The 7,232-nt window shown below is 54.5% G+C and carries 6 protein-coding genes and 1 pseudogene; 5 read left to right on the forward strand and 2 right to left on the reverse strand.

What is annotated here, in order from left to right; all coding sequences use genetic code 11:
* A pseudogene (gene eno, locus RTM06_RS22345) lies at nt 1-641 on the forward strand (phosphopyruvate hydratase); the annotation flags it as partial.
* Between the two features lie 149 nt (nt 642-790).
* Nucleotides 791-1,462: a 7-carboxy-7-deazaguanine synthase QueE gene (gene queE, locus RTM06_RS22350; protein ID WP_256697226.1), complete on the forward strand. Its 672-nt coding sequence runs from the start codon at nt 791-793 to the stop codon at nt 1,460-1,462.
* A 36-nt stretch (nt 1,463-1,498) separates the two neighbouring features.
* On the opposite strand, the gene RTM06_RS22355 is transcribed toward queE, so the two are convergent.
* Both RTM06_RS22355 and queD read right to left on the reverse strand, forming a co-directional pair.
* Entirely contained in the window at nt 1,499-2,095 is a 597-nt protein-coding gene (locus tag RTM06_RS22355) for an inorganic diphosphatase (RefSeq protein ID WP_312184749.1), read from the reverse strand.
* 129 nt (nt 2,096-2,224) lie between these two features.
* On the reverse strand, nt 2,225-2,587 hold the full coding sequence (queD, locus tag RTM06_RS22360) for a 6-carboxytetrahydropterin synthase QueD (protein WP_256698444.1): 363 nt from the start codon (nt 2,585-2,587) through the stop codon (nt 2,225-2,227).
* A 293-nt stretch (nt 2,588-2,880) separates the two neighbouring features.
* Between queD and cysJ the strand changes: the two genes are divergently transcribed.
* Genes cysJ through RTM06_RS22375 form a run of 3 tightly spaced genes read left to right on the forward strand, consistent with a single transcriptional unit; the run spans nt 2,881 to nt 7,138 of the window.
* A complete protein-coding gene (gene cysJ, locus RTM06_RS22365; protein ID WP_312184750.1) occupies nt 2,881-4,683 on the forward strand; it encodes an NADPH-dependent assimilatory sulfite reductase flavoprotein subunit in 1,803 nt (600 codons plus the stop codon).
* Nucleotides 4,683-6,407 carry an assimilatory sulfite reductase (NADPH) hemoprotein subunit gene (cysI, locus tag RTM06_RS22370; protein WP_008104561.1) on the forward strand — a complete coding sequence of 575 codons (1,725 nt, stop codon included), beginning with the start codon at nt 4,683-4,685 and terminating at the stop codon, nt 6,405-6,407. The genes cysJ and cysI overlap by 1 nt, the downstream gene beginning before the upstream one ends.
* On the forward strand, nt 6,404-7,138 hold the full coding sequence (locus RTM06_RS22375; RefSeq protein WP_101762598.1) for a phosphoadenylyl-sulfate reductase: 735 nt from the start codon (nt 6,404-6,406) through the stop codon (nt 7,136-7,138). Before cysI ends, RTM06_RS22375 begins: the two co-directional genes overlap by 4 nt.
* The last annotated feature ends 94 nt before the right edge of the window (nt 7,139-7,232 follow it).

The raw sequence follows: 7,232 nt of genomic DNA on the forward strand, positions 1-7,232 counted from the left end.
CCGAAGCACTGGCTGTTATCGCTGAAGCGGTAAAAGCAGCAGGCTACGAGCTGGGCAAAGACATCACCCTGGCGATGGACTGCGCAGCATCTGAATTCTACAAAGACGGCAAATATGTGCTGGCTGGCGAAGGCAACAAAGCCTTCACTTCAGAAGAGTTCACGCACTTCCTGGAAGATCTGGCTAATCAGTATCCAATCGTTTCTATCGAAGATGGTCTGGACGAATCTGACTGGACTGGTTTCGCCTACCAGACCAAAGTGCTGGGCGACAAGATCCAGCTGGTGGGTGACGACCTGTTCGTAACCAACACCAAGATCCTGAAAGAAGGTATCGATAAAGGCATCGCTAACTCCATCCTGATCAAATTCAACCAGATCGGTTCACTGACCGAAACTCTGGCTGCAATCAAGATGGCGAAAGATGCGGGTTACACTGCGGTGATTTCACACCGTTCAGGTGAAACCGAAGATGCAACCATCGCTGACCTGGCGGTAGGTACTGCAGCTGGCCAGATCAAAACTGGTTCTATGAGCCGTTCTGACCGTGTTGCTAAGTACAACCAGCTGATTCGTATCGAAGAAGCACTGGGCAGCAAAGCACCTTTCAACGGTCTGAAAGAAGTTAAAGGCCAGGCGTAATCGCCTGAGTATGCTGCCTGCGGGCAGCATCGTCTGAATAGAGCCCCGCCTTGTGCGGGGCTTTTGCTTTTATTTGGCACGAAGCAGCTGTTACTCAGCGCGCAAGATCTGCCATAATCTGCGCCTCAAATTTTAGACGTGAGTGAAAAATGTTCTACCCGATTAACGAAATGTTCCAGACGCTGCAGGGCGAAGGTTTTTACACCGGTGTTCCGGCGCTGTTCATCCGCTTACAAGGATGTCCGGTGGGCTGTAGCTGGTGTGATACCAAACATACCTGGGAAAAGCGGGCGGATCGGGAGACCTCGCTCGGCGATATTCTGGTTAAAACCGTGGAAAGCGATGCGTGGGGCAGCGCCGATGCGGCGATGCTGATCGACACCATTCAACGTCAGGGTTGGACCGCACGTCATGTGGTGATTACCGGCGGCGAACCGGCGATTTTTGATCTGCGCCCTTTGACGGAACAATTAGAAGCGGCGGGATTTGCCTGCCAGATCGAAACCAGCGGCACGCATGACGTGCAGTGTTCTGACGCGACCTGGGTGACAGTTTCACCCAAGGTGAACATGCGCGGTGGCTACGACGTATTGCCGCAGGCATTGCAGCGCGCAGATGAAATCAAGCATCCGGTGGCGCGTGAGCGTGATGTGGAAGCGTTAGATGAATTGCTGGCGGGATTGCACGACGAGAAAAAGCGCATTGTGGCGCTGCAACCGATCAGTCGCGGCGATGCGGCCACCAAGCTCTGTATTGAAACCTGTATCGCCCGCAACTGGCGGCTTTCGATGCAGACGCACAAATATTTGAATATCGCCTAAATTGTAGGGTCGCCATTCATGGCGACCGCAAACTTACTATTTCGCTTTGTACGCATCAAACGCCTGTTTGATTTCGGTTTTGGCTTTCGCCGCATCTTCGAAACCGTTCAGTTCCACTTTCTTCCGGCCATCTGGCAACTGCTTATACACGCGGAAGAATGCCTGCAAACGCTCTTGCTCGATCTTCGGCAGGTCGCTCATCTCTTTAATGTCGTCGTAGGTTGGGTCGATTTTGCTGGTTGGCACGGCGACGATTTTGTCGTCCTTTTCGCCGCCATCAATCATTTTCAGCACGCCAATCGGACGGAGTTTGATCAACGTGCCCGGTTGCAGCGGCGCGCGGGTATAGAAAATCACATCCAGCGGATCACCATCTCCCGCCAGCGACTGGGTCAGCGAGCCATAGTTTGCAGGATAGGCAACCGGCATAGACTGGAAGCGGTCAGCAAAGATGAAGCCGGTTTTGGCATCGGTTTCATATTTGATCATGCCACCCGCTGGAATTTCGGTTACGGCAAAGAACTCATCTGGGACTTTATCCGGTTGCGGAAAATCGAGAATATTTTGCGCCTGAACGGCGGCAGAAGCGGAAACAAAAACTGCAATCAGGGAAAGGCGTTTTACCAGGTTCATTGTTGATTCTCTTGATCTTTAATGAAGGAGACAACAACGTAGAGGCGGCAGATGACAGTGGGATGAAAGGTAAGTAAAGAAGCGTATAGCAGGAAAGTCAGGCTGCACTAGCGCAGCCCGAAAACACAATTAACCTTTGTAAACACAGCCGGCGGTGCAGGTCTCTTTAATCATCACTGCGCTCAATTCTGGCAGAATCGGCTTCATCTGATCCCAAATCCATTTCGCCAGCACTTCACTGGTCGGGTTTTCTAAACCCGGAATGTCATTCAGATAGTGATGATCGAGGCGTTCATACAGCGGCTTAAACTTCGCCTTCAGTTCGGCAAAATCCATTACCCAACCGGTATGCGCATCCACTTCGCCGGTAATTTCTAATCGCACCAGGAACGAATGGCCGTGCAAACGCCCACATTTGTGGCCTTCCGGCACGTGAGGTAAGCGGTGGGCAGATTCGAACTGGAACTCTTTAAATAACGTGGTAGACATAATGGCTCTCAGACTTAAAAACCGCTGAAGTCTACCTGAATTGCAGATTTTTCGCACCCGCTGGCAACGAAAAGGGCATTTTGCGCCTTCTCAACGCCAAACGCTTAATTAACTCATTGAATAATAGTGCCTTCATTTACCACTTTTGCTGGTTAACTTTACCCGAAAAACCACTTAGTCATTTTGGTTATTTAATATGTCGAAGGCGTATTTAATCGTTAATATACAGCCCGGTAACCTACGCATTCTTTCGCAACATATTGATCCGGACTTCTGACACTGGAATTTTTAACGCAATGACGACTCAGGCACCAGGTTCACTGCTTCCGTTATCACCGGAGCAACTCGCGCGCTTACAGGCGGCGACTACGGATTTCAACACCACTCAGATGGCTTGGCTCTCCGGCTATTTCTGGGGCATGGTCAATCAGACGCCGGGTGCGGCAGCCGCGCCAGAGCCGGTTCAGGCAGAAACCCCGACCATCACGCTGATCTCCGCCTCGCAGACCGGAAACGCGCGTCGCCTGGCTGAGCAGCTGCGTGATGACCTGCTGGCCGCCAAGCTGAGCGTCAATCTGGTTAACGCCGGCGATTACAAATTCAAGCAGATCGGTCAGGAAAAGCTGCTGGTGGTGGTGACCTCCACGCAAGGCGAGGGCGAGCCACCGGAAGAAGCCGTGGCGTTGCACAAGTTCCTGCTGTCGAAGAAAGCGCCGAAGTTTGAGGGCACCGCGTTTGCCGTGTTCGGCCTTGGCGATACCTCTTATGAGTTTTTCAGCAAAGCCGGTAAAGACTTTGATGAGCGCTTAGCTGAGCTGGGTGCAGAACGTCTGCTGGATCGTGTGGATGCCGATGTTGAATACAAAGATCAGGCGAACGCGTGGCGTCAGCAGATCACTGAGATTCTGAAAGCGCGTGTGCCGAGTCAATCGCCAGCGCAGGCCGCTGTTACTGCGGCGGGCAGCGTTAATCTGGTCGACAGCAGTCCGTACACCAAAGAAGAGCCGCTGGTGGCCAGCTTTGCGGCTAACCAGAAGATCACCGGACGCGATTCGGATAAAGATGTACGTCACATCGAGATCGACCTTGGCGATTCAGGCCTGCGCTACCAGCCGGGCGATGCGCTCGGCGTGTGGTTTGAAAATGATGACGAGCTGGTGCAGGAACTGCTGCAACTGGTGTGGCTGAAAGGTGACGAGCCGGTAGAGGTGCAGGGCAAAACTCTGTCGCTGGCCGAAGCGCTGAAAACGCATTTCGAGCTGACGGTCAACACGCCACAAATCGTTGAGCAGTATGCGGCGTTGTCGCGCAATGACGCGCTGCTGGCGCTGGCCGGTGACAAGCCGAAGCTGCAAAGCTATGCGCAGAGCTTCCCAATTGTCGATATGGTGCGTCAGGCACCTACCGAATTGAATAGCGAACAATTAACTGGCCTGCTGCGTCCGCTGACGCCGCGCCTGTACTCCATCGCCTCATCGCAGGCGGAGAACGAAACCGAAGTGCACATCACCGTGGGTGCGGTGCGCTTTGAAATCGACGGACGCCAGCGCGGCGGCGGTGCCTCAACCTGGTTAGCAGATCGTATCGAAGAGGATGGCGAAATTCGCGTCTTCATCGAGCACAACGATAACTTCCGCTTACCGGCTAACCCGGAAACGCCAGTGATCATGATTGGTCCGGGTACCGGCATCGCGCCGTTCCGTTCCTTCATGCAGCAGCGTGACAACGATGGCGCAGGCGGTAAAAACTGGCTGTTCTTCGGCAACCCGCACTTCACCGATGATTTCCTTTATCAGGTGGAGTGGCAGAAGTACGTCAAAGATGGCCTGCTGACCAATATTGATTTGGCATGGTCACGCGATCAGGCCGAGAAAGTTTACGTACAAGATAAAATCCGCGCCAAAGGTGCGGAGGTGTGGAGCTGGTTACAGGAAGGCGCGCACCTTTACGTCTGCGGCGACGCCAATCGTATGGCGAAAGACGTTGAGCAGGCATTACTGGATGTGGTGGTCGAACACGGCGCTATGGATCGTGAAACGGCTGACGAATTTTTAAGTGAGCTGCGCATTGAGCGCCGTTATCAGCGAGACGTTTACTAATGAGCGAAAAACATCCTGGACCGCTGGTCGTTGAAGGCAAGCTGGTCGACGCTGAGCGTCTGAAAAAACAGAGCAACTATCTGCGCGGCACCATCCTCGACGATCTCGACGATGGCCTGACCGGCGGCTTCACCGGCGACAACTTCCTGCTGATCCGTTTCCACGGTATGTACCAGCAGGATGACCGCGATATTCGTGCCGAGCGCGCAGCGCAGAAACTCGAACCGCGTCACGCCATGATGCTGCGCTGCCGTCTGCCGGGCGGCATCATCACGCCAACGCAGTGGCTGGCGATTGATAAATTCGCCACCGATAAAACCATTTACGGCAGCATCCGTTTGACTAACCGTCAGACTTTCCAGTTTCACGGCATTCTGAAGAAGAACGTGAAGCCGACGCACCAGATGCTGCACGAAGTCGGGCTGGATGCGCTGGCGACCGCCAATGACGTAAACCGTAACGTGCTGTGCACCTCGAATCCGGTGGAATCAGAGCTGCATCAGGAAGCGTACGAGTGGGCGAAAAAGCTGTCAGAGCATCTGCTGCCGCAAACCCGCGCTTACGCTGAAATCTGGTGGGACAAAGAGAAGGTCGCGACCACCGATAAAGAGCCGATTCTTGGCGAAACCTATCTGCCGCGTAAATTCAAAACCACGGTTGTGGTGCCGCCGCATAACGATGTCGATCTGCACGCCAATGACCTGAACTTCATCGCCATCGCTGAAAAGGGCAAGCTGATTGGCTTTAACTTGCTGGTTGGCGGCGGCTTGTCGATTGATCACGGCAACAAAGCGACCTACGCGCGCACCGCGAGCGAGTTTGGTTTCCTGCCGGTTGAGAAGATCCTCGACGTGGCGGCTGCGGTTGTCACCACGCAGCGCGATTGGGGTAACCGTACCGATCGTAAAAATGCCAAGACCAAGTACACGCTGGAACGCGTCGGTGTTGAGACCTTCAAAGCGGAAGTGGAGAAGCGTGCCGGTCTGACATTCGAACCGATTCGTCCGTATGCGTTCACTTCGCGCGGCGACCGTATTGGCTGGGTGAAAGGCATCGATAAGAAGTGGCACCTGACGCTGTTTATCGAGAACGGCCGTCTGCTGGATTATCCTGGCCGTCCGCTGAAACGCGGCATCGCTGAAATCGCGAAAGTGCATCAGGGCGATTTCCGCCTGACCGCCAACCAGAACCTGATTGTGGCTGGCGTGCCGGAGAAGCAAAAAGCGCAGATCGAAGCCATCGCCCGTGAACACGGTTTGATGGAAGCGGTTACTCCGCAGCGTGAAAACTCCATGGCGTGTGTGGCGTTCCCGACCTGTCCGCTGGCGATGGCCGAAGCCGAGCGCTTCCTGCCGTCGTTCGTCACCAAAGTGGAAGAGATCATGCATAAGCACGGCGTCGGCGAAGAGCACATAGTGTTACGCGTTACCGGTTGCCCAAATGGTTGTGGCCGTGCTTTGCTGGCGGAGTTGGGTCTGGTGGGCAAAGCGCCGGGCCGTTACAACTTACATATTGGCGGCAACCGCGAAGGTACGCGCATCCCACGCATGTACCGCGAGAACATCAACGAAGGCGAAATCCTTGCCAGCATCGATGAACTGGTGGCGCGCTGGGCAACCGAGCGTCAGGCCGATGAAGGCTTCGGCGACTTCGTGATTCGCACCGGCATCATTAAAGCCGTGGTTGATCCCGCCCGTGATTTCTGGGACTCGGAGGCAGTATGACGGTACTCGATCTCGCAGCACTGAATGGTTCATCAAAAGTTGACCGCATTATGGCGCTGGCGGAAAGCAATGTGCAGCTGGAGAAACTCTCTGCTGAACAACGTGTGGGCTGGGCATTAGAACAGCTGCCAGGCGCATTTGTGCTGTCATCCAGCTTTGGTATTCAGGCGGCGGTTTTGCTGCATATGGTGACGCAGCAGAAACCGGACATTCCGGTGATCCTGACCGATACCGGTTATCTGTTCCCGGAAACCTATCGCTTCATTGATGAGCTGACCGACAAGCTCAATCTTAACCTGCAGATCTTCCGTGCTGAGACGTCAGCGGCCTGGCAGGAAGCACGTTACGGCAAACTGTGGGAGCAGGGCGTCGAAGGGATTGAGCAGTACAACCAGATCAACAAAGTGGAACCGATGAACCGCGCGCTGGAAACGCTGGGCGCGCAAACCTGGTTTGCTGGCCTGCGCCGCGATCAATCTGGCAGTCGCGCCAGTTTGCCGGTGCTGGCGGTGCAGCGCGGGGTGTTCAAGATTCTGCCGATCATTGACTGGGATAACCGTCAGGTGCATCAATATCTGACCCAACACGGATTGAAATACCATCCGCTGTGGGATGAAGGTTATCTGTCAGTGGGCGATACGCATACCACCAAAAAGTGGGAACCTGGCATGGCAGAAGAAGAGACACGCTTCTTCGGCCTGAAGCGCGAATGCGGGTTGCATGAGGGTTGATTGGTAGGTGCTCGTTGTCCCCCATCCTTGGTTTGTGCTTGCTGTCCCCCTCCTCGGTCCTCCCCCATAAATGGGGGAGGAAGATGCTGCCACA

It is taken from the genome of Pantoea sp. CTOTU46764, assembly GCF_031974595.1.
GTDB lineage: Bacteria > Pseudomonadota > Gammaproteobacteria > Enterobacterales > Enterobacteriaceae > Pantoea > Pantoea trifolii.

Excerpts from the sequence above, each read along its gene's own strand:
- queE (WP_256697226.1), top strand. The coding sequence starts at position 791 with ATGTTCTACCCGATTAACGAAATGTTCCAGACGCTGCAGGGCGAAGGT.
- RTM06_RS22355 (WP_312184749.1), bottom strand. The coding sequence starts at position 2,095 with ATGAACCTGGTAAAACGCCTTTCCCTGATTGCAGTTTTTGTTTCCGCT.
- cysJ (WP_312184750.1), top strand. The coding sequence starts at position 2,881 with ATGACGACTCAGGCACCAGGTTCACTGCTTCCGTTATCACCGGAGCAA.
- cysI (WP_008104561.1), top strand. The coding sequence starts at position 4,683 with ATGAGCGAAAAACATCCTGGACCGCTGGTCGTTGAAGGCAAGCTGGTC.
- RTM06_RS22375 (WP_101762598.1), top strand. The coding sequence starts at position 6,404 with ATGACGGTACTCGATCTCGCAGCACTGAATGGTTCATCAAAAGTTGAC.